Origin of the sequence: Flavobacterium palustre, assembly GCF_014639535.1 — a bacterium.
In the GTDB taxonomy this organism is placed as follows: Bacteria; Bacteroidota; Bacteroidia; order Flavobacteriales; family Flavobacteriaceae; genus Flavobacterium; species Flavobacterium palustre.
In genome coordinates this window covers 75,067-95,857 of record NZ_BMGA01000009.1, presented here as the reverse complement: position 1 = coordinate 95,857, position 20,791 = coordinate 75,067, and the positions used below count along the sequence as shown (strand labels likewise).

Below are 20,791 nucleotides of genomic sequence, written 5' to 3'. Positions count from 1 at the left end.
TATTTGCCCTTGCAGCAAAAGAATCCAATATACTATTCGCTCTCATAATCTATTTAGCCATCCCTATTTTTTGGTATATGAATGGCTTTTTTCTAATGCATGAAAGACGATTTAGAGAACTTTACAATAAGGTTAGGACTGAAAATGAAAATTCAATAGATTTTAGAATGAATGCCAATATATATAATTCTGGTAAATGCACCTTGTTAAGTTCCATGTTTTCAAAATCAATATGGCCTCTTTATATCTTTATAATGATTATTACATGTTTGACAATAATATTTCTCAACAGTCCAGCCGCTAACAGCGCATAAAACTTATGGCTAGTCCCCGTCTGGTGCTCGTTTGCAACGAGTACCTACTTACTTATTAGAACAAAATAAAGCGTTTGCAACGCGACTCATGTACCGCTAAATAACTTAGCAAATGTGATTGCTTCGTTCCGATAGCTATCGGAACGAAGCAATGACTCGGCTCATGAAGTTACTTTATAAATAATCCTTTGTGAAGCTTTGTGTTTTCTTTGCGCATCTCTGCGAAACAACTAGCCCACTATTAACAAAACTTTAAAAACAGCACAAGGCATTTTCACACTTTAGAATTACTATCTTTAGCTTTCAAATGAAATTGCTATGTCAAACAACCCAAAAGAGCTAAAACTTGCCGTGCTGATAGATGCCGATAATGTTCCTTACAGCAATGTAAAAGGAATGATGGAAGAAATTACAAAATTCGGCACTCCCACCACCAAACGCATTTACGCCGACTGGACTAAACCCAATGCCAACGGTTGGAAAGCAGTTTTACTGGAACACGCCATCACTCCCATCCAGCAATACAGCTACACCACAGGCAAAAACTCATCAGATTCTGCCTTGATTATTGATGCTATGGACTTGCTGTATTCCGGAAAACTGGACGGCTTTTGCATTGTTTCCAGCGATTCTGATTTTACGCGTTTGGCCATTCGATTGCGGGAATCAGGCATGAAAGTCATTGGAATTGGAGAGCAAAAAACACCAAAACCTTTTATCAGCGCTTGCGACCGTTTTATTTTCTTGGAAGTTTTAGACGGAGCCATCAAGAAAAAAGTACCTAAAATTAATATCGACACTAAGAAACCAACAGAAAGAACAGTTGTTAAAACCCCGGAAAAAACGACACAAAAACCGCTTAATAAAATTGACGAACCTACTATAGAACTCATAGAATCTACCATTGAGGATCTTGCCGATGATGATGGTTGGGCATTTCTGGGCGATGTAGGAAACCTGATTGTCAAGAAAAAACCCGAATTCGACCCTAGAAATTATGGTTTTTCAAAATTAACCCCGATGCTCAAATCACTTACGGATATTCTTGAAATCGACGAAAGAGATTCAGACAAAAAAGGAATTAAGCATGTTTATGTTCGACTATTATTCAGCTAAAAAATTAAACAAACGGTAAATTCGCCTTCAGTTATTTGATTATCTATAATTAGTAGCTAACCCAAATTTTTTATCATGAGAAAAGATTTTTTTATCATTGGTACAGGACTTTTCATTCTTAGTCTTGCTGCTCACTTTTTGTTCAAAACCAGCTTATTAATTGCCATTTCTATTTTCATCCTATTAATAATTGGCATTTTTAACTCTTTACAACACAAACATTCCATCCTGAGAAACTTCCCTGTTTTAGGGTATTTCAGATACATGTTTGAAGAAATAGCTCCTGAAATCCAACAGTATTTTATTGAGAGAACCACTGATGGCAAACCTTTTTCCAGAAACGAACGTTCACTGGCTTATCGCCGTGCTAAAAACATTAGCGACACTACCCCTTTTGGGACCCAACTGGATATTAACACTTCTTCTTACGAAGGATTGAAACATTCTATTTTTCCGGCAAAAGTAAATCACGAGCTACCCCGCATAACCATTGGAGGTGCCGATTGCAAGCAGCCTTATTCGGCTTCTTTATTCAACATTTCAGCAATGAGTTTTGGTTCGTTAAGCGAAAATGCCATTATTGCTTTGAACAAAGGCGCTCAAAAGGGAAGTTTCTATCACAATACCGGCGAAGGCGGATTGACTCAATACCATTTACAAGGCGGTGATGTTACCTGGCAAATTGGTACCGGTTATTTTGGCTGCCGCAATGACGAAGGAAATTTTGATGCCGAAAAATTCGCAGAAAAAGCCAATCATCCTTTTGTTAAAATGATTGAAATAAAACTGTCTCAGGGAGCCAAACCGGGACACGGTGGCGTATTACCCGCAGCTAAAAACACCGAAGAAATTGCGCAAATAAGAGGTGTAAAACCACATACCGAAATTCTTTCTCCGCCCTGCCATTCTGCTTTTGATTCTCCTAAAGGCTTAATCGAGTTTATTACGCAATTACGCGAGCTATCCAATGGAAAACCTATTGGTTTCAAGCTCTGCATTGGTCAAACTTCAGAATTTGAAGCTATTTGCCAGGAAATGATGGAACAAAACTGCTATCCTGATTTTATAACTGTCGATGGGGCGGAAGGCGGAACAGGTGCTGCTCCTTTGGAATTTTCAGATGGTGTAGGTATGCCATTAGAACCCGCCTTGATTTTTGTAAACAAAACATTAATCCGATTGAACATTCGTGATAAAATACGCATCATTTGCAGTGGAAAAATCATTTCAGGTCATGCCATTCTAAAAGCTATTGCTTTAGGTGCCGACTTATGCAATAGCGCCAGAGGATTTATGTTTTCACTGGGTTGCATTCAGGCTTTGCGGTGTAATACTAACAAATGCCCTGTAGGAATAGCCACCCAGGACCGAATGCTTGAAAAAGGTCTGGTTATTGAAGATAAATTTGAAAGAGTGTATCATTTTCACAAAAATACACTTCATGCCGCCAACGAATTACTGGCTGCCGCAGGAAAATCAAATTATGCAGAAGTAGATGTCTCTCTGTTTATGCGTGGCAACGAATTTACCCATTTGTCTGATTTGTATTTTCCGGATAATTTAAGTAATGTTACCAAACATTAAAAAAAAGGAGGGCTATTAAAGCCCTCCACATTGGTTTTGATTTACTATCTCTCAACTTATAATTAACTAAATTCTGCTGCTGATTGTGCTTTCATTTTCTACCCAAATTAACATACACACATAATGAATCAAAACCACAGTGTAAAGATACAACTATTAATCAAAAACAAAAAAGTCACAACAAAAAATTAATACATAATTAACTAAAATACAACAACTTACACAAACACTTTAAACAAATAAAGAAAACCCAATTCATATCTAAATCAAAAAAATGAAACTTGTATTCGCTTCAAATAACAAAAATAAAATCAAAGAAATCCAACAACTACTTCCCGATTCAATTCAAATTCTAAGTCTGGAAGCTATTGGTTGTCATGAAGAAATTCCCGAAACTGCCGATACGATTGAAGGCAATGCCATACTCAAAGCCAATTATGTAACTGAAAAATACGGCTATGACTGTTTTGCCGATGACACCGGTCTGGAAGTAGCTGCCTTAAACGGCGAACCCGGAGTATATTCCGCCCGCTACGCCGGAGAACAACGCAACGCCGAAGACAATATGAATTTATTATTAGATAACTTAAACCAAAAAGCCAATCGGAATGCTCAATTCAAAACCGTTATTGCTTTAAACCTTAATGGAAAGCAACAATTATTTACAGGAATTGCCAAGGGAAAAATCACTACTGAAAAATCAGGCTGTCAGGGATTTGGTTACGATCCTATTTTTCAACCGGAAGGATACAACGAAACCTTTGCCGAGTTAGCATTGGAAACTAAAAATCAAATTAGCCACAGAGGAAAAGCAACCCAATTATTGATTTCCTATTTAAAAGAAACCAAGTAATCGTTGTGAATTTAATTTTTCGTTCTTTTTTACAAAAGTATAAACATCGGTTCTAAGCATAAAAAAAGGGGGCTATTAAAGCCCCCCACTTTGTAGTTTTGATTTATCATTATCAACTTATACATATACCAGCATAGCTGACTATTGAAATATTCATCTCGCGTAGAAGAGTAATACTTTCAAGTAATTAATCGAAACCACATAGTAAAGATACAAAAAAACACCAATCAACACATTGACAAACAACACATTAACCAATATTTAACATTCTGTTTTTGAATACAGAAAAAGAAGATACAGGTTATTTTATCTTTCCTGTTAAAAATCAAAATTATCAATTCGATTTCTAATTTTCGAAACCAAAAAAATTTTAAAAAAACTTTACCGAATCAACTCTAAAGAAAAAACAACTCAAAAATTGAGCTTTTAAGAGTACTGAAAAAATGTTTAAAATGGAACATTTTTCTACATTTTTATTATAAAGACCCTCGACAAATACTCTAAAAAACAGAAAAAAGAAAGTCTCAATTTCAATTACAAAACCTAACTTTCTGATAATCAAAAGCTACTAAATCACTAAAACTTAGATTTGCATTAGTTTATATGGATTATTAACAGTAATTTTGCACCCTATTTTAAAAATACATATGAATAAATTTGAACAATTAGGATTAAGCGAATCGTTACTGAAGGCGATTATTGATCTAGGATTTGAGAATCCGTCAGAAGTACAGGAGAAAGCGATTCCCCTATTATTGGAAAAAGATACAGATTTAGTTGCGTTGGCTCAGACTGGGACAGGGAAAACGGCAGCTTTTGGTTTTCCAGTTATCCAAAAAATTGATGCCGACAACAGAAATACGCAGGCGTTGATTTTATCTCCAACGCGCGAGCTTTGCTTACAGATTACCAACGAACTTAAAAACTACTCTAAATACGAAAAAGGTATTAATGTGGTAGCAGTTTACGGAGGAGCTAGTATTACAGAACAAGCCAGAGACATTAAAAGAGGTGCACAAATTATTGTGGCAACTCCTGGTAGAATGCAGGACATGATTAACAGAGGATTAGTAAACATCACTCAGATTAATTACTGTATTCTTGATGAAGCAGACGAAATGTTGAACATGGGATTCTATGATGATATCGTAAACATCCTTTCAACTACCCCAGACGAGAAAAACACTTGGTTGTTTTCTGCAACTATGCCGGCAGAGGTTGCCAGAATTGGAAAACAATTCATGAGCAATCCGGAAGAAATCACTGTTGGAACTAAAAACTCAGGTTCAGCAACAGTTTCTCACGAATTTTATTTAGTAAATGCCCGTGACCGTTACGAAGCATTGAAACGTTTAGCTGATGCTAACCCGGACATTTTCTCAGTAGTTTTTTGTAGAACAAAACGTGATACACAAGCTATTGCTGAAAAATTAATCGAAGACGGATACAGCGCTGCTGCATTACACGGAGATTTATCTCAGGCACAACGTGACGGGGTAATGAAATCTTTCAGAGGAAGACAAATCCAAATGCTTGTTGCCACTGACGTTGCTGCCCGTGGAATTGACGTTGACAACGTAACTCACGTAGTAAACTACCAATTACCTGACGAAATTGAAACGTACAACCACCGTTCAGGACGTACAGGTCGTGCAGGTAAATTAGGTACTTCTATCGTGATTGTAACTAAAAGTGAATTGCGCAAAATTTCTTCTATCGAAAGAATCATCAAACAAAAATTTGAAGAAAAAACAATTCCTTCCGGAATCGAAATTTGCGAAATTCAATTATTGCACCTAGCGAACAAAATCAAAGATACTGAGGTTGATCACGAAATTGACAACTACTTACCGGCTATCAATGACGTTCTTGAAGGTTTGTCTAAAGAAGAATTGATTAAGAAAATGGTTTCTGTTGAATTTAACCGTTTCATCAACTACTACAAGAAAACAAGAGATATTTCTGCTTCAGGTTCTGAAAGACGTGACCGTGGAGGTGATGACCGCGCGCCAAGAGAAAACAACAATGGTGGTGCTACCAGATATTTCGTTAACATTGGTTCCAGAGACAATTTCGATTGGATGTCATTAAAAGATTACCTGAAAGAAACATTAGACCTAGGTCGTGATGATGTTTTCAAAGTAGATGTAAAAGAAGGTTTCTCTTTCTTTAACACTGACCCGGAACACACTGACAAAGTAATGGATATTTTAAACAACGTACAATTAGAAGGACGTCGTATTAATGTAGAAATTTCTAAAAATGATGGTGGCGGAAGACGTGACCATAACGGAAGAAACTCCGGCGGAAGACGCGAAGGCGGAAGACGTGAAGGTAATTTTGCCCCAAGAAGAGAAGGCGGATTTAGAAGCGACAGAAATGCAGCTCCTAGAGAAGGTGGTTTCAGAGGCGAAAGAAGCTCTTCAAGAAGAGAAGGTTCATCTGAAAGAGCTCCTAGACGTTCTGAAAGTTTTGGTGATTCATCCAGACCAAGAAGACCAAGAAGAGACTAACAGCCCACTGTTAATTTTCTTATAATTAAAATAATAAACTACAAAATATTTAAAGCCGTTTTATTACTTTTAAAGTTTTAAACCAGTCTATGAAATATTTTGTAGTTTTCTTTTTTTTAGTACTATCTGCAAGCTCTTTTGCTCAAATTACTACTTCCTCTCAAAAGGTAACAGGTTATATCTATAACGACAATACTAAAACACCCCTAACAGGAGTTAATATCATAAACATCAACAAAGTAAGAGGTGCTATAACTGACTCAAAAGGTTATTTTGAAATTGATGTCCACCCTACAGATACCTTACATTTCTCGTTTTTAGGATTTCAATCGTTAAGAGTAAAAGTTACTAACGACTGGATTAAAAATAAGGTCGCTAAAATTTTCTTAACCGAAAAAGCGATCGCATTAGAAGAAGTAGTTATCAGACCTTTTAATCTAACCGGTTATCTGGAAGTTGATTCCAAGACAATCCCTATCAATCAAAACTACCGTTACAATATATCAGGTCTAAATACAGGCTATGAAGCAGGAGAATATTCCCCGGGAGCTTTCGGAAAAGTATTAGGATCAATTTTCAATCCCGCTGATATGTTGTATAATTTCTTTGGTAAAAAGTCAACCGAATTGAAGAAACTCCGGGAAATGAAAAAAGATGATACCGTTAGAAATCTTCTTGAATCTAAATTTGACCGCGAAACACTGGCTGTTTTATTAGGTATCGATAAAAAGGAAATCCCTGAAATATTACAAAGGTGCAATTATTCGGAATCTTTTATTCAAACCGCAAACGACCTGCAGATTATGGATGCTATTAGCGGTTGTTACGAACAATATAAAGTTTTGAAAAAGAAATAATTTCAAGTAATCAGTGTTCAGCTTTTTAGTGATTAGTAAAACTGCAAACCAAAAAGCTGAACACTTAAATACTATTATTTTACCGGAATATTAGCCAAAATCTCTACTAAAAACTTCCAGAATTTTTGAGATGAACTGATACTGGCTCTTTCGTCAGGAGAATGCGCTCCACGAATAGTTGGTCCAAAAGAAATCATATCCATATCAGGATAATTCGCTCCTAAAATTCCACATTCTAAACCGGCGTGACAGGCTACTACCTTTGGTTTTTCTCCATTTAATTTTTCGTAAATCGGAACTAAAGTTGCTAAAATCTCCGATTCCGGATTTGGTGTCCAACCCGGATAAGAACCTGAAATTTCTACTTCACAGCCCATTAATTCGAAAGCCGAACGCAAATCGTTAGCCAAATCAAACTTAGCCGATTCAACCGAAGAACGCGTCAAACATTGTACTGATAATTTTCCTTTTCCAACTGTTACTTTTGCAATATTATTCGAAGTTTCCACTAAATTGTCAAAATCAGCACTCATTCTATGAACTCCATTTGCTGCCGTTGCCATCGAACGTACAAAGTAGTATTGTGCCATCGGAGGCATTACCTTAGTTGGTGCTTTTTTCAATTTTTCGAAAACAATTTCTAAATTCGGTTCAGTGGTTTTTAATTCATTTTTAATTTCGCTGACAATTTGCTGCATATCAAAAACAAAAGCCTCATCATAAACCGAAGCAATAATCACCTTTGCCACACTTTCACGCGGAATGGCATTGCGCAAACTTCCTCCATGTATTTCCGAAATTTGCATACCAAAATTATCAAAACCGTCAAACAACAGTCGGTTCATGATTTTATTGGCATTCCCTAAACCTTTATGAATATCAATCCCCGAATGTCCTCCGTTGAGCCCTTTTACAGTTATCGAATAACCCACAGAATGTTCCGGAGTTTCCTCTTCATCATACTCAGCAACAGCCGTAACATCTATTCCTCCTGCGCAACCAATATCAATTTCATCATCTTCTTCGGTATCCAAATTCAAAAGGATTTCTCCTTTAAGCAAACCTCCTTTTAAATTCATCGCACCAGTCATTCCCGTTTCTTCATCAACAGTAAACAAGGCTTCAATAGCCGGATGTGCAATGGTGGTACTTTCTAAAACAGACATAATTGCTGCAACACCTAAACCATTGTCAGCACCCAGAGTCGTTCCTTTAGCACGAACCCAATCGCCATCAACATACATTTCAATACCTTGGGTAGCAAAATCAAAAACCGTATCGGCATTTTTTTGATGCACCATATCCAAATGTCCCTGCAACACGATTGGTTTACGATTTTCCATGCCCGCTGTGGCTGGCTTTCGAATAATCACATTATGAATTTTATCTTCAAAAACCTCCAGACCTAAACTTTTGCCAAAGTCTTTTATAAATGCCACTACCTGCCCTTCTTTTTTAGAAGGTCGGGGCACCGCATTCAAATTGGCAAAATTATTCCACAATGCCTTAGGTTCTAAATTGCGTATCTCCTGACTCATATCTTGTATTTGATTTTTCGATTATAAAAACTCAAAGTTACAAAGTTTACTATCCATTTATAGCATCATAATTGATTATTGTATTTATATTTACGCTTAAAAAATGTGGTTTTGAAATCAAAATACTTACTTCCTCTTTTTCTATTATTACAAATTATTACCTTAAAAATAATTCCGTTTTTCCCAGAATTTATAGAGGATTTTTACAGTAATGGCTTGTATCCAAAAATTGCTGCTATTTCCAGAATTACACTGGGATGGATTCCTTTTTCAATAGGCGATGTGTTCTATTTTATTTTGATTCTATTGGCAGTAAAATGGTTTTGGAACAGCCGTAAAAATTGGAAATACAATTGGAAAAATCAATTATTATCCATTTTAAGCATCATTTCAGTATTCCATTTTTTCTTCTATTTCCTTTGGGCAACCAATTATTACAGAATGCCTCTTTTTGAAAAAATGAAAATTGAACGTGATTATTCAGATGCCGATTTATTGGATTTTACAAAAAAAATAATTGCTAAAACAAACAAAGTCCATGGTCAAATTACTAAAAACGATAATCTTAAAGTAGTTTTCCCTTACACTAAAGCAATTACTTTTGCAAAAAATCTGGATGGTTATAAAAAGCTATCCGTTGAGTATCCTTTTTTTACTTATTCGAATCTCAGCATCAAAAAATCACTGTTCAGCCTACCACTTACTTATATGGGGTTTGGCGGATATCTGAATCCTTTTACCAATGAGGCTCAAGTCAATTATTTAATGCCAATGTATAATTTCCCAACAACAAGTTGCCACGAAATGGCGCATCAAATGGGTTACGCCAGCGAAAGCGAATGCAATTTTATAGGTTTTCTGGCTTCGGTAAATAACGATAATTTGTACTTTAAATATTCAGGATATAGTTTTGCCTTGCGCTATTGTTTAGGAAATTGGCAAATTAGAAACGAAAAAATCCTCAATCAATTATTAAAAACTATTCATCCCGGAATTCTAAAAAATTACCAGGAAAGCGAAGATTTCTGGATGCAATACCAAACTCCTATAGAAAAAGGTTTCCATCTATTTTATGACCATTATTTAAAATTAAACCAGCAAAAAGAAGGAATAGACAGCTATAGCAAATTTGTTAATTTACTGGTAAACTATTACAAAACAAAAGCACTTTAAAATTTTACATCAGATTTTTTCCAGCAGTAAAGCTGTTGCAGTGAGTCCGGGACCAAAAGCCATTGCTAATACTCTGGTTCCCGACGCTATTTTGTCATCATGAACCATCTCGTCTAAAACATGAGGAATTGTAGATGAGGACATATTTCCATAACGATATAAAATATCATAAGACCACCTGGCCTGCTCTTTTGAAATCCCTATTGCTTCTACTACATAATCAATAATTTTAGGTCCTCCGGGATGGATGGCAAAACACATTTTATCTTTTTCGTCATCCAGAGTAATACCTACTTTTTTACAAAGTGTTTCTAAAAAAGATTTGATGTTTTTTCTAATAAAAACAGGCACTCGTTTAGAAAGTGTCATCAAAAAATTATATTCACCTAAATCCCAGGACATATCCTCTAAGGTATCAGGAATAATAACTTCGTGCGAAGCTAAAATTCGCATTCCCTGCTTGTCCTCAAAAGTAGTATCCTTCTTCAAAACCGCTTCATCACAAAGGGAATACCCAATAAATCCATCGGCAAAAAGAGAACAAATCATGGTGTTAGCTGCGGAAAATTCGGTAAGATTCAAATGTGCCGATAACAATTCGGTATGAACAATATCTACCCTTCCTTTATCCTGACTCGCATGCAACAAACTACTTCCTGTTCTTATAGCCGGAAAGGCTCCATAACAGCCCATTTGGTACGAATGAGTAACCTTAGTAGTTTCCCAATTTCTTTTAATTACAGCATGCTGGGCAACGCTGGGAGAGGAATATCCCGAACAGGTTACGTGGATAAGATGTTCCGGCTGTGTTTCGTTTTTTAGATAAAATTCATCAAACACATGATCCATGTATTTCTTAAACCATTCCATCCTAACACCTATTTTAGGCCCGAATACATCATTAGGATGCGCCTCTAAACACGACGGCAAAGGATAAGCCGAGAATGGAATTCCATTCATTTTGGTCTCAATAAATTGTTCTACTTCGTCAAAAATCAAAATCTGTCGCTTGCTAATATTCTCAGAAGGTATGCTATACTTATCTACCTGTTCCGAAACTTCATCAAATTGCATCAATTGATTGTCTCCGGCCAGAGATTCGGCATGTAACTTTTGAAAATGGTAATATAAAAATTTAGTGTATTGATTGAGTTTTGATTGATCCATCAATTTCCCCAAAACAATTGGATGAAAATTGAAAATAACAGTACTTTTCATTAATCTGTAATTTTGATTAACAACGAAGCTGTTTTATTGGTATTCTTTTAAATACGCATCGTAAATGCAAGAAGTAATTTTATAACTATAGCCGTTAATTATTTAAAAGAAATACGCAAAAAAACAAACCGACAAAAAAGTATTGTTACATTGGGGCAATTCAATAACAATACACCCCCAAATTCCTGAATAATTTCAGGAATAACACAATCAGAATCTAATTATTAAGTAAATGAATTAGACAAAAAACATCTTTAGAATACCATAAAGTTAAAAAAACTAAATAGGAAAAATTAAATTTTAATAGAAAATTTTAACAAATAAATTAATTTTCTTCATTAACATCCCATCGACGCAATTTATTCAATTGTTCTTGCTCTTCTAATTCCTCCACCGGGATTACCTTTAAAAAAGAAGGATGCTGCTCGATAGCATATTCTATTTTCTCTACGATTTCATCAATGGTATCATTATCATAATCAATCTGAAGCGGTTCTTTGATGATAAAAGACTGTAGAATTCCTTTCTTTTTCATTCGGATTCCCTTTCTGTCAAAAGAACGACGAAAGCCATCAATCACAATAGGCACCACAACAGGACGATGTTGCTTGATAATATGAGCGGTTCCTTTTCGAACCGGTTTAAAAGAACGGGTTGTCCCTTGGGGAAAAGTAATTACCCAACCATCGTTGAGCGCAATTTTAATATTCTCGGTATCATTCGGATTTACTGCTCTTTTTTCAACAACATCTACTCCTTCAGAACGCCAGGTTCGCTCAACAGGAATTGCTCCGGCATAAGACAATATTTTAGGCAATAATCCGGAACGCATGGTTTCTTTGGCTGCCACATAATAAATATTCATCTTAGGTTGCCACAGATATCCGATGTTTTTAATCGAATCGATCCGCCCGCTTAAACTGGCATTAAACACATGGAACATTGCCACTACATCGGCAAAATAAGTTTGATGGTTGGATATAAAAAGTACGTTGGTATCGGGCAGATTTCGAATGATTTCCGAACCTTCAATTTGTAATTCATTAAATCCCCGATAACGTCTATGAGTACAGCTTCCAAAAAAACGGATAAGCCATTTTTTCAGAAATAAAATATGTCCGAAAGGATTTCTTTTAACAAGTCCCATAAACTGTGATTTGGCATTAAAAATTGGATTGCAAATTTACAAAATATAATTGGAGAATACGGATTCTGTTAGCTTTCACGAATCAAAACAGCATTCAAAACATCCCTTAATTCACTTAACATCATGGCTGTAGCCCCCCAAACAATATGTCCGTCAATCTTAAAAGCAGGAACTTCGATATTTACGGCATACGAAGTTGATAAATTCTCGACCGCTACAATACTGTCATCCCTAAAAGTAACCAATGACAACTCAATAATTCCGGCTACTTCGGCAGGATCAGGAACAAATTGAATTTCTTCCTTACATATTCCTAAAAACGGATATACCATAAAATTGCTGGGGGGAATATACAATGAACTAAAGGCTTTTAGAATTTCAATTTTATCAGGACTAATACCTATTTCTTCTTCGGTTTCTCTTAAAGCGGTGGTTTGAAAATCAGCATCTTTTGATTCGAATTTTCCTCCCGGAAAAGCAATTTGGTCTGAATGAACGCCCGGATAGGAATTTCGAACAATAAGAACCAAATGAGTTTGCCCATTTTTAGGATACAACAACATCAAAACAGCTGCTTCTTTAGGATTTCTCTCTTTTAAATTGATTTTTTTCAAAAGCTCCTTACGCTCAAAAGGCATCATCTTTTCATGAGAAATAGCAGCCGGCAACTGCATTTGAACTAAATCAGGTATAAAATTTAAAAAATATTGAAAATCCATAATCAAAGTCTATTTTTGCAAATAAAACATAAATATACTTTAGAAAACATTTTTGCACAAATTTTCTAAAATCAAAGCCTCTCCAAAATGTATAGTAAAGAAGAAACACAAAAATTAAAACGTGAATTCTGGGTGACATTTGCCGAAAAATATCCCCGAAAATGGCTGTTGTATGACACTAAGATTAAAGATTTCTCTTTTAAATTTTATGTTGACAATAAAAAAGCGCAAGTTCTTATAGACATTGAGCCTCGTAATAACGAAAAGAGAATTGCTTATTTTGAAAAACTGGAAGCTTTAAAAAACATTTTAGAAGAAGAATTTATTGCTGATTTAATTTTTGAAAAAGACTATGTTTTGGAAAACGGAAAAACCATCAGTCGCATTTGGGTAGAAAAACAAAGTGTAGGTTTCAGTAATCGCAGCCATTGGGACAGCATTTTTGATTTTTACAATGAAAAAATGGATGCTCTGGAACGTTTTTATTTGGAATACGATGAATTTATAAAGGATATTGAAAATTAAAAAACAACCATATTCTTACAACTGAGAAAAAAAATTTATATTTGAAAAATAAATATAAATTCAAAATGAAACATTTTTTCTTAATTGTATTAATTAGCGTTATTGCTAAAACACATTCTCAGAACAATTTTTCTGACATATACAATAATGATTCTATTATAAAAAAAGGAGTCAATTTATATGATTTAGAAAAATTTGACGATGCAATCGTTGAGTACAACAAAATAACTCCTAACGACCCTAAATATCTCACAGCACAATACGAAAAAGCTTTATGCCTAAATGCTTTAAATAAAAAGGACGAACTTAAGTTATTTTTAGAAAATTTGTATCTGACCAAACAGATGCAAAAAAGTCCGGAACTTTATACGCTATATGGTGTTTTTTTAAGTGACAACAAAGAATACGAATTGTCGGAAAAAATCTTTACTGAAGGAAAACAATATCTTTCAAATTCTGCTTCTTTTTTATACAATTTTGCGATTTTACACATCAGAAAAGAAGAAAATCAAAAATCTATTGATTTACTCAAGCAAGTTATCACTATCAATCCAAATTATGCTTCTGCACATTATTTATTAGGTCTGATTGCATTTGAAAATGGAAAAATAACAGAAGGAACTCTTGCCTTAATGAGTTACCTTATACTGGCTCCAAATGGAAAATTTGCAGAAAAAGCAGTTCTACAATTAAATGCTAAATATGGTGAAAACTATCTGACTAAAAACAATTTTGTTTTTTCAAAAACCGGAGATAATTTTGAAGAAATAGAAACTATTTTAAGAAACCAATTACCTCTAAATAAAGCTTATAAAATAAAATCTGAAATTGATGATGTAATCATCAGACAAGTACAAGCAGTATCCGAATACACTCTTGAACATAAAATGGGTGATGGTTTTTTTGAAACCACTTACATTCCATGGATTAAAGAAATGGTTGAGAAAAACTATTTTGAAGGATTTACATATTACATGCTTTTATCCTATCAAGACAAACTGGAAAAAGAATTAAATAAGCAAAAGAAAAAAATAACATACTTTGAAGAGAATTTTTACAGCAAGGATTTTTGGTATTTTTTCGCAAAACGTAAAAAAGATTTATTTGGAAAAGAGGAAGAAGTTATTACTTTTTTAAAAGATAACGAGCCTTATCTTGTAGGGAAGGTAATTGACGGAAAATACGAAGGAAAATACAAATACCTGAATAAAAATGGTCTTCTTATTGGTGAATTAAACTTTGTGAACAATGAATTAGACGGACTTCAAAAATATTATAATAATGAAGGCCAACTAACTGAAGAAAAAACATTTAAAAATGGAAAATTAAATGGGACGAGAACTACTTATTATCAAAATGGAGGTGTAAGTATAATAGAAAATTACCAAGATGGAATCTTAGAAGGCATCAGCACTTCATTTTACCCTAATGGAAGCAAAAGTTGTGAAGTTAACTTTACAAATGGAGAAAGAAATGGAAAATATGTTTGTTTGTTCGAAAATGGTAAATTAAAATCTGAAATAGGTTATTTGAATGGAAAACTAAATGGAGCTTTCAAAACCTTTAATGAATTAGGCAATTTAACTGCAATAGAGAATTATGAGAACGACATACTTGATGGAGAATATTTAGAATATTACAACGACAAAACCATCAAATCTGAAGCAATCTATAATAAAGGTAAAATAAAGGATTTTTATAAATCTTATTATGCTAATTCATTATTAGAAAAAGAACTTAATTATATCGATGGGAAATTAAAAAATCTAACGAACTATTATTCTAATGGAAAAAAATCCAGTCAGGCCTTTTATAATGACAAAGAGCAATTAGAAAATTATAACTACTACGATATTGAAGGAAATTTGTATTATACCGAAAAATTTAAGTCCGGAGAAATCAATTCAGGTACACAATATTCATTAAACACTCCAAAACCAATTGAAACTAATTTGTTGAATAACAAATTCGATATGGCCGATTATAATGGAACCAGAATGGTTTCCGGTAATTACAGCAATGGAAAAAAGAATGACCTTTGGCTGTACTACTATCCTTCAGGCACAAAAAGGTTAGAGGAAAATTATACCAATAGTGTTCTAAATGGTATTAGTAAAACCATTAACAAAAACGGAAGTGTTAACAGTATAAAAAACTTTACTAATGATAAAATTAACGGAAAATATGAAGTTTATGAAAATGGCAAATTAACTTCTACTCACTATTATACAGATGACATTAAACATGGCCCTTACCAAACTAATCATCCTGACGGCACCTTAAACGAAGAAGGTTACTATATTGATGGAAATTTAAATTATGATTATAAATCATATTGGCAAAACGGAAACATATATAAACATTCTATCTATATTGACGGAATTGCTACAAATACTAAAATTCATAATGAAAAAGGAGAACTTGAAAATGAATTTGACTATAAAAACAAAACTGGAATATTTACCACTAATTTATTTCATGGTACAATAACTCGTAGTTTCCAACTTGCAAATGGTATTTTCAATGGCACTTATACTGAAAAAGACAAATTAGGCAATACTATTGTAAATGCGAACTATACCAACGGTCTTTTACACGGTAATTATAAATATTATGGTCCATTGGGAACTATAAAATATGAAAGTAATTATTTCTTAGGATATACTAATGGCACATCTAAAAATTATGATTTGTATGGAAACCTCCGATCTGAATATACCTCTACTCATGGTGTTGAAAATGGAAAAATAACGCATTACTATCACAATAAATCCAAACTTTCTGAGCATAACAAAATAAACGATTACAAAGAAGGCGACTATTCCTACTACAATCAAAAAGGAGAATTGATTCTTACAATAGCTTACCAAAACGATAGCCCGATATATTACATTTCCAGAAATAAAAACAATGATCCATTATCTAAAACTATCATTAATAAAGAAAATGCTAACATTACAGCTTATTATCCTAATGGAAAAATAGCGATGCAAATGAATCTGGTTAATGGCGAGACAGATGGCAAATTCATAATTAACAATGCTGAAGGGAAAACCGAATACCAATGTAATTACACTAACAGTCTAATGAACGGTGAACGAATCGAATATTATTCTAATGGAAATATTTATAGAAAAGAGCATTTTTTAAACGATAATTATGATGGGATTCAGGAATTTTTTGACGAAAATGGTCAACTAAAAATATCCTCAGAGTATAAGAATAACGATCTAAATGGTAAAACTTTAATTTATACTAACGGAAAACTAAAATCAACTAAAAAATATGATTCTAATGAATTACACGAAATTTCAATACAAGCTATTTAATTTTTTATTCTTATCGTGTTTTTTTAGCTTAAGTACTCTTGCTCAAAATACACTCACTGAATACAAAAAAACATACCCGGACTATAACGAACTTATAATCAACAACCAACAATCCTATAACATATCTATAGAAAATAAAAAATTAAAAATAATACAAGACAACCATTTTGAGTCAATGATTCTCTCTGAAAATGGTATTCAAAACAATAAAGAATCATTTTCTTATTCCAATTTAGTAAAACTAAACAACTATGATGCTTATGCGTTGTTTAATGATAATGGAAAAGAAAAAAAAATAAAAGTATCTCAATCAAATGAAAAACCTTCAAAAAACGGTAGTGTTTTCTTTGATGATGTAATGGTACGTGAACTCACTTTTAACAATCTGGAAACAGGTTCAAAAAAAGTGTACAATTATCAAACTGAATTTATTGACCCATATTTATTACATAAGTTTATTTTTGGTGATGAATTACCAATTCAAAATTCAACACTTGAAATAACTACCGAAAAGGACATTGAAATTGGATACAAAATCTTTAATGACCCTAATAATAGTATTGTTTTTTCAAAATCTGAAAAAAAAGGAAAATGGATTTACAAATGGACATTGAAAGATATTAAACCTTTAAAATACGAAAACAACGCACCTGGTTATTTGTACATAGTTCCTCATATTAATTTTTATATAAAAAATTATGTTATAGATAATCAAACCAATAATGTATTGGGTAATATCGATAATCTTTATTCCTATTACAAAGGATTCATTAAAGACTTAAATAAAGAAGAAGATACTCTTTTAAAAAACTTAACATTAGAAATTACACAGAACAAAAAAACCGATGAAGAAAAGATAAAAGCTATATTTTATTGGGTAAAAGAAAACATCAAATACATTGCTTTTGAAAATGGTTATGAAGGCTTCATCCCTCGTGAAGCAAGTTTAGTTTTTCAACGCAAATTTGGTGATTGTAAAGACATGGGGAACATGATAAACTGTATGGCAAAATATGCCGAAATAAAAGATGTAACCATAGCTTGGATTGGTACAAGAAGTTTACCTTATACTTATAACGATTTACCTACTCCTGCTGTTGACAATCACATGATAGCGGTATTTAAAAAAAATGACAATTATATTTTTCTTGATGCCACTGATAACGAAACCAATTATGGTATCCCAACAGCCTTTATACAAGGAAAAGAAGCCTTACTTTATGAAAATGAAAAATATAAAATTGTAAAAGTGCCTATTGTCCCTGCAGAAAACAACACAATATCAGATGATGTAAGTCTTAGCATTAAAAACAATAAACTAATTGGAACAGGAAAATTAAAGCTTGAAGGCTACAATAGGAGTCATACACTAATGAAAATTGGGGATACCTATAATAAAACCAGATTTGAATCTATTAAAAACTTAGTTTTAAAAGGCTCTAATAAATTTAATTTAACAGAATACAATGAAGAAAACAAAAATGACAAAGACAAACCCTATATTATAAATTACAATTTTGATTTAGATAACTACATCATACAATTAGATTCTGATCTCTATATCAATTTATTTCTGGACAAATTTTTTGATGACCTTCTAATTGAAAAAAACAGAATTTCAGATTTTGATTTTGAATACCTAACACAATTCAGTAAAAATTACAATTTAGAAATTCCAAAAAAATATAATATAAAACAAATCCCAAAGAATTTTAGCATAAACAATGATTGTATAAAAGCTGATTTTATTTATGAATTAAAAGACGGGAATATAAACCTAAATATCACTTTAATTCAGAAGAAACTAACCTTAAACAAATCTGACTTTGAACTCTGGAATTCAAGTATAAAAGCATTAAAAACGAATTACAACCAAGTCTTAATTTTATCAAAAAAAATATGAAAAAAACAAATTTAAAAATCATTCTAACATTGCTCTTATTCATCAATGTTACAATCAACTATGGACAAGACTTCTCCTTTAAAAATTATGACTGGCAAGAAAAACCAAACAAAATAGAAATTCCAACACTTTACAAAGACAGTAAAGAAGTTGTTCTGGACTGTACGGAAAAAATTGAAATTGTTGTTAATGGCAATACAGCGAAACAATACCACCTTAAACATGAAAAAATATTTATCAATTCTGATGAAGCAATAGAACGAAACAATAAAATCTATATTTCATTTGGAAATAACGAAACCATTTTAATGAACAAAGTAAGGGTACTTTTAAAAAATGGTTCTGTAATTACTTTAAATCCAGAAGACATCAAAGAAGAGATAGATAAAGAGAGAGGAGTTAAATACAATTACTTTGCAGTAAATGGTCTGGAGAAAGGTGCAATAATTGAAAAAATATATTTACTGGAAGAAAACCCTGATCTAAAAGGAAAAACCATAAAAATGCAAGCACAACTTCCTATTAGCAATCTAAACTTTCAACTAATTTACCCAAAAAACTTAGTATTCAAAACCAAAACTTATAATGGCCTAAGTAATCCAATACTTAATGATAACGAAATAGCCGATAAAGCTGTACTTACAATTAATGAAAAAGATATAGCAGCATTAGATGACGACGAAAAGTATTCGAATTGGGATGTTCAAATTAAACTTTTCAGATACAAATTAGATGCAAACAATAATAATGGCGCAAAGAACCTTTATAATTACAAAGAATTTGCAACTAATGTACACAACCGTATTAATGCAGCTCTAGATAAAAAAGAGCAAAAATCAATTGATGATTTTTGTGCTACAATTACAAAATCCAATGATGAACAAGAACAAATTTGGAATATTGAAAACAAAATCAAAAAAACAATAACTTTTGAACGTTTTATTGATTCTAAAGAAAATCTAACCGAAATCATCAAATCAAAACAAGCTAATGAAGTTGATATTTTAAAATTATACAAAGCCGTTTTGAAAAATTTTAAAATTGAAAACAATGTAGTCTTTACAACGAGCCGTTATAAAATACCTTTTGACAAAGATTTTGAAAGTTATGAAAACCTAAATGATTTTTTACTTTATTTTCCAAATATAAAGAAATACCTGAGCCCAAGAGAAGTTGAATTTAGAATTCCTCTTTTCCCAAAATTTTTAGGCAATAACTATGGTCTTTTCATCAAGGAAAAAGAATTTGCAGGAACTACTATGGCAATTAGTGATGTAAATTTTATTGAAATTCCGGGAACTGAAATTTCTCATGACTATATGGATATAGTGGTCGATTTCACAAAAGATATTGCTAATCCCAATATAACCAGTAAACTTTCATTTGGAGGTTATTCAGGATTTAATATGCAACCTATCAAAGATTTTTACCCTGCAGAGCAATATCAAACCATACTTAAAAATATTGCCGAAAATTACTCTGTTAAAACAGAATACAAAACGCTAACAGCCAGCAATGATGGTGTTGAAAATATAGGTAAAAAACCATTTGTTTTAGATTTGAATTTTGAAGGAAAAGAGCTTATTCAGATGGCAGGAGATAAATACTTATTTTCAATTGGTCAAATTATCGGTCGTCAAATGGAGTTTTATCAGGAAAACAAAAGAGTCTTACCTGTAGAAATTGACTATCCACATTTTTACACTCGTAAAATTAAAATAATTTTACCTCAGGGTGCTACAATTCAGAATTTAGAAAAATTCAACATGGATTTCAAAACAAACATAAACAATAAAACAGAAGCTGCTTTTATAAGCAATTACAATAAAAAAGACAATGAAATTGTTGTAGAAAACACCGAATACTACAATATAATAAACTACCCTCTATCTTGTTTTGAAGATTATAAAGCAGTAATAAATGCAGCTGCCGACTTTAATAAGATTGTAGTAATACTTTCCAATTAATAAAAAGTCAAAATCATTTTGCAATAAATAATTAA

14 protein-coding genes are annotated in these 20,791 nt (G+C 32.8%); 10 read left to right on the top strand and 4 right to left on the bottom strand.

The genetic code is table 11. From position 1 onward, the window contains the following. Window positions 1-632: 632 nt before the first annotated feature. The 5 genes from IEV84_RS14885 to IEV84_RS14865 all read left to right on the top strand — a co-directional run bounded on the left by IEV84_RS14885 (window position 633) and on the right by IEV84_RS14865 (window position 7,237). A complete protein-coding gene (locus IEV84_RS14885; RefSeq protein ID WP_188495339.1) occupies window positions 633-1,430 on the top strand; it encodes an NYN domain-containing protein in 798 nt (265 codons plus the stop codon). Between the two features lie 75 nt (window positions 1,431-1,505). Next, a complete protein-coding gene (locus tag IEV84_RS14880) occupies window positions 1,506-3,014 on the top strand; it encodes an FMN-binding glutamate synthase family protein (protein WP_188495337.1) in 1,509 nt (502 codons plus the stop codon). A gap of 274 nt (window positions 3,015-3,288) precedes the next feature. Beyond that, window positions 3,289-3,867: a non-canonical purine NTP diphosphatase gene (locus IEV84_RS14875; protein WP_188495336.1), complete on the top strand. Its 579-nt coding sequence runs from the start codon at window positions 3,289-3,291 to the stop codon at window positions 3,865-3,867. A 647-nt stretch (window positions 3,868-4,514) separates the two neighbouring features. After that, window positions 4,515-6,380, top strand: coding sequence for a DEAD/DEAH box helicase (locus IEV84_RS14870; RefSeq protein WP_188495335.1), 1,866 nt, complete (start codon window positions 4,515-4,517; stop codon window positions 6,378-6,380). Window positions 6,381-6,469: 89 nt separating this feature from the next. Then, entirely contained in the window at window positions 6,470-7,237 is a 768-nt protein-coding gene (locus tag IEV84_RS14865) for a carboxypeptidase-like regulatory domain-containing protein (RefSeq protein ID WP_188495334.1), read from the top strand. A gap of 74 nt (window positions 7,238-7,311) precedes the next feature. Here the strand turns inward: IEV84_RS14865 and IEV84_RS14860 are convergent, their stop codons facing one another. Continuing rightward, entirely contained in the window at window positions 7,312-8,775 is a 1,464-nt protein-coding gene (locus IEV84_RS14860) for an aminoacyl-histidine dipeptidase (protein ID WP_188495333.1), read from the bottom strand. Between the two features lie 111 nt (window positions 8,776-8,886). On the opposite strand from IEV84_RS14860, the gene IEV84_RS14855 reads away from it, so the two are divergent. Beyond that, window positions 8,887-9,948 carry a DUF3810 domain-containing protein gene (locus IEV84_RS14855; protein ID WP_188495332.1) on the top strand — a complete coding sequence of 354 codons (1,062 nt, stop codon included), beginning with the start codon at window positions 8,887-8,889 and terminating at the stop codon, window positions 9,946-9,948. A 9-nt stretch (window positions 9,949-9,957) separates the two neighbouring features. Here the strand turns inward: IEV84_RS14855 and IEV84_RS14850 are convergent, their stop codons facing one another. The 3 genes from IEV84_RS14850 to IEV84_RS14840 all read right to left on the bottom strand — a co-directional run bounded on the left by IEV84_RS14850 (window position 9,958) and on the right by IEV84_RS14840 (window position 13,032). Further along, window positions 9,958-11,166: a 3-oxoacyl-[acyl-carrier-protein] synthase III C-terminal domain-containing protein gene (locus IEV84_RS14850; protein WP_188495331.1), complete on the bottom strand. Its 1,209-nt coding sequence runs from the start codon at window positions 11,164-11,166 to the stop codon at window positions 9,958-9,960. Window positions 11,167-11,491: 325 nt separating this feature from the next. Further along, entirely contained in the window at window positions 11,492-12,313 is an 822-nt protein-coding gene (locus IEV84_RS14845; protein ID WP_188495330.1) for a lysophospholipid acyltransferase family protein, read from the bottom strand. A gap of 68 nt (window positions 12,314-12,381) precedes the next feature. Beyond that, window positions 12,382-13,032 carry an NUDIX hydrolase gene (locus IEV84_RS14840; protein ID WP_188495328.1) on the bottom strand — a complete coding sequence of 217 codons (651 nt, stop codon included), beginning with the start codon at window positions 13,030-13,032 and terminating at the stop codon, window positions 12,382-12,384. Window positions 13,033-13,119: 87 nt separating this feature from the next. Between IEV84_RS14840 and IEV84_RS14835 the strand changes: the two genes are divergently transcribed. From IEV84_RS14835 to IEV84_RS14820, 4 genes are all read left to right on the top strand, one after another. Continuing rightward, window positions 13,120-13,557: a DUF4268 domain-containing protein gene (locus IEV84_RS14835; protein WP_188495326.1), complete on the top strand. Its 438-nt coding sequence runs from the start codon at window positions 13,120-13,122 to the stop codon at window positions 13,555-13,557. Between the two features lie 65 nt (window positions 13,558-13,622). After that, window positions 13,623-16,886 carry a toxin-antitoxin system YwqK family antitoxin gene (locus IEV84_RS14830; protein WP_188495324.1) on the top strand — a complete coding sequence of 1,088 codons (3,264 nt, stop codon included), beginning with the start codon at window positions 13,623-13,625 and terminating at the stop codon, window positions 16,884-16,886. Further along, window positions 16,843-18,789 (top strand): DUF3857 domain-containing protein, encoded by a 1,947-nt coding sequence (locus IEV84_RS14825; RefSeq protein WP_306451823.1) that lies wholly within the window; start codon window positions 16,843-16,845, stop codon window positions 18,787-18,789. The genes IEV84_RS14830 and IEV84_RS14825 overlap by 44 nt, the downstream gene beginning before the upstream one ends. Next, entirely contained in the window at window positions 18,786-20,756 is a 1,971-nt protein-coding gene (locus tag IEV84_RS14820; RefSeq protein WP_188495321.1) for a DUF3857 domain-containing protein, read from the top strand. The genes IEV84_RS14825 and IEV84_RS14820 overlap by 4 nt, the downstream gene beginning before the upstream one ends. The last annotated feature ends 35 nt before the right edge of the window (window positions 20,757-20,791 follow it).

Coding starts and splice junctions, on each gene's coding strand:
- IEV84_RS14860 (WP_188495333.1), bottom strand. CDS start 8,775: ATGAGTCAGGAGATACGCAATTTAGAACCTAAGGCATTGTGGAATAAT.
- IEV84_RS14875 (WP_188495336.1), top strand. CDS start 3,289: ATGAAACTTGTATTCGCTTCAAATAACAAAAATAAAATCAAAGAAATC.
- IEV84_RS14840 (WP_188495328.1), bottom strand. CDS start 13,032: ATGGATTTTCAATATTTTTTAAATTTTATACCTGATTTAGTTCAAATG.
- IEV84_RS14845 (WP_188495330.1), bottom strand. CDS start 12,313: ATGGGACTTGTTAAAAGAAATCCTTTCGGACATATTTTATTTCTGAAA.
- IEV84_RS14820 (WP_188495321.1), top strand. CDS start 18,786: ATGAAAAAAACAAATTTAAAAATCATTCTAACATTGCTCTTATTCATC.
- IEV84_RS14880 (WP_188495337.1), top strand. CDS start 1,506: ATGAGAAAAGATTTTTTTATCATTGGTACAGGACTTTTCATTCTTAGT.
- IEV84_RS14885 (WP_188495339.1), top strand. CDS start 633: ATGTCAAACAACCCAAAAGAGCTAAAACTTGCCGTGCTGATAGATGCC.
- IEV84_RS14830 (WP_188495324.1), top strand. CDS start 13,623: ATGAAACATTTTTTCTTAATTGTATTAATTAGCGTTATTGCTAAAACA.
- IEV84_RS14850 (WP_188495331.1), bottom strand. CDS start 11,166: ATGAAAAGTACTGTTATTTTCAATTTTCATCCAATTGTTTTGGGGAAA.
- IEV84_RS14825 (WP_306451823.1), top strand. CDS start 16,843: ATGATTCTAATGAATTACACGAAATTTCAATACAAGCTATTTAATTTT.
- IEV84_RS14870 (WP_188495335.1), top strand. CDS start 4,515: ATGAATAAATTTGAACAATTAGGATTAAGCGAATCGTTACTGAAGGCG.
- IEV84_RS14835 (WP_188495326.1), top strand. CDS start 13,120: ATGTATAGTAAAGAAGAAACACAAAAATTAAAACGTGAATTCTGGGTG.
- IEV84_RS14865 (WP_188495334.1), top strand. CDS start 6,470: ATGAAATATTTTGTAGTTTTCTTTTTTTTAGTACTATCTGCAAGCTCT.